2 protein-coding genes are annotated in these 1,752 nt (G+C 47.8%); one reads left to right on the top strand and one right to left on the bottom strand.

What is annotated here, in order from left to right; all coding sequences use genetic code 11:
- On the top strand, positions 1 to 1,478 hold a 1,478-nt coding region (locus QUB20_RS27295), incomplete at its 5' end, for a CHAT domain-containing protein (RefSeq protein WP_333251108.1).
- Between the two features lie 11 nt (positions 1,479 to 1,489).
- On the opposite strand, the gene QUB20_RS27290 is transcribed toward QUB20_RS27295, so the two are convergent.
- Positions 1,490 to 1,752, bottom strand: a 263-nt coding sequence (locus QUB20_RS27290; RefSeq protein WP_333291795.1) for a hypothetical protein, incomplete at its 5' end; no start/stop codon positions are given.

The raw sequence follows: 1,752 nt of genomic DNA, 5'->3' as shown, positions 1-1,752 counted from the left end.
CAAATCCACCGCCACCATCGCCAAGCGGTAGATTTCCATTAGATAGAAGCCGGGTTTTCCCCGATCGCAACCAACCCTTTAGTCGCGAACAGCGGCAGAACCAAAACAGAATATCGCGAGATATAGGAAAACCCGGAGAAAGGATGCCACCCGAAAGAATGCAATTTCCCAGGGGAATGAGAAATTTCATCGATTCAAAAATCAGAGATTCTGTTATTCAGTCAGCATTTCGCGGCGACATCGGCAGGAATTTGGAGGCAGGCCAAATATCGGCAGCTTTGTCTATGCTGGACAAATCTTTCAGCCAAGAATTCGGGGAATATTTCGGCCTCAACATTAGCAACGAGTTGGTATCCCCAGAGGAAATTCAAAAAAACTTAGCATCGGTGGGCGCACAAACCGGCACGAAACCCAGCTTAATTTATCTGTTCTCGCAGCCCGAAGAATTAAATTTAATGCTGATCACTTCTTGCGGTGAAGTGGTTCACAAAAGTGTGCCGTCAGCGAACCGACAAGAACTTCTGAAAGTTGTAAATGAGTTCAGGGGTGAGATTACCAAACCGGGGGTGCGGGCTACTACGAGTTATCTACCATCTTCCCAACAGCTTTATAAGTGGATGATTGGGCCTTTAGAGGACAGTTTGACAAAGTGCGAAACTGATACTATTTCCTTTGTTGTCGATCGAGGTTTGAGAGGTATGCCCTTTGCTGCTTTGCACGACGGACAGCAATTTTTGGTGGAAAAGTACAATCTCAGCCTGATGCCCAGCATTAATTTAACAGATACTCGCTACGTCGATATCAGAAATTCTCAAGTTTTAGCAATGGGTGCCTCGGAATTTTCCGAGTTGAATCCTTTGCCGGCAGTTCCTGCTGAAATAGCGACTATTTCCAGAGAGTGGCCGGGAGTTAGTTTTCTAAATGAGGGTTTCACTTTGGAGAATTTGAAGCGACAGCATCAAAGCCGATCTTTTGGGGTTATTCACTTAGCTACTCACGGCGAATTTCGACCTGGAGTACCGAATAATTCTTTTATTCAGTTGTGGAATAGTCGGCTACGAATGGATCAATTGCGGGATTTGAGATTGAATGATCCGCAGGTGAATATGTTAGTTTTAAGTGCTTGTCGGACTGCGGTGGGAGATGCACAGGCGGAGTTGGGTTTTGGGGGGTTGGCGCTGCAAGCGGGGGTGCAAACGGCTTTGGGGAGTTTGTGGTACGTTTCGGATGAAGGTACTTTGGGATTGATGAGTGAGTTTTACCAGCAGTTGAAGACGGCGCGAATTAAGGGGGCGGCGCTGCGACAAGCGCAAATTGCGATGTTGCGGGGAGATGTGCGTTTGGAGGGCGGCCGATTGCGGGGTTTGAGTCGGGGTGAGGGGGTGGAGTTGCCGACTTCGCTGCAAGGGTTTGCGGATTTAAAGTTGTCGCATCCTTATTATTGGTCGGCTTTTGTGATGATTGGGAGTCCTTGGTGATTGGTGATTAGTTATTGGTTGGATATCAATGATTTTTCGGGAAAAGTCGATCGCCCGCAAGCAAGCAAGTTCTCAGTGCGATCGGCCTGTTCACTATTTTTTATGCCGAGTCCCCCACCACCCGATCGCTTGATATCGTTTCCGATTGCACCGGAATTATTATATAGAGGACACGGCGCCAGGCCAATTTGTGTCAACTTAGGAATGAGAATTAAATAACTTCCACAAGTTTGTGGGATGGGCGTCCCGCCCGTCCAAAAAGGACGGGCGGGAC

Source organism: Microcoleus sp. B4-C2 (genome assembly GCF_036705265.1).
Classification (GTDB): domain Bacteria; phylum Cyanobacteriota; class Cyanobacteriia; order Cyanobacteriales; family Microcoleaceae; genus Microcoleus.
The sequence above is the reverse complement of the archived record's forward strand: the minus strand, read 5'-3'. Positions and strand labels throughout refer to the sequence as shown.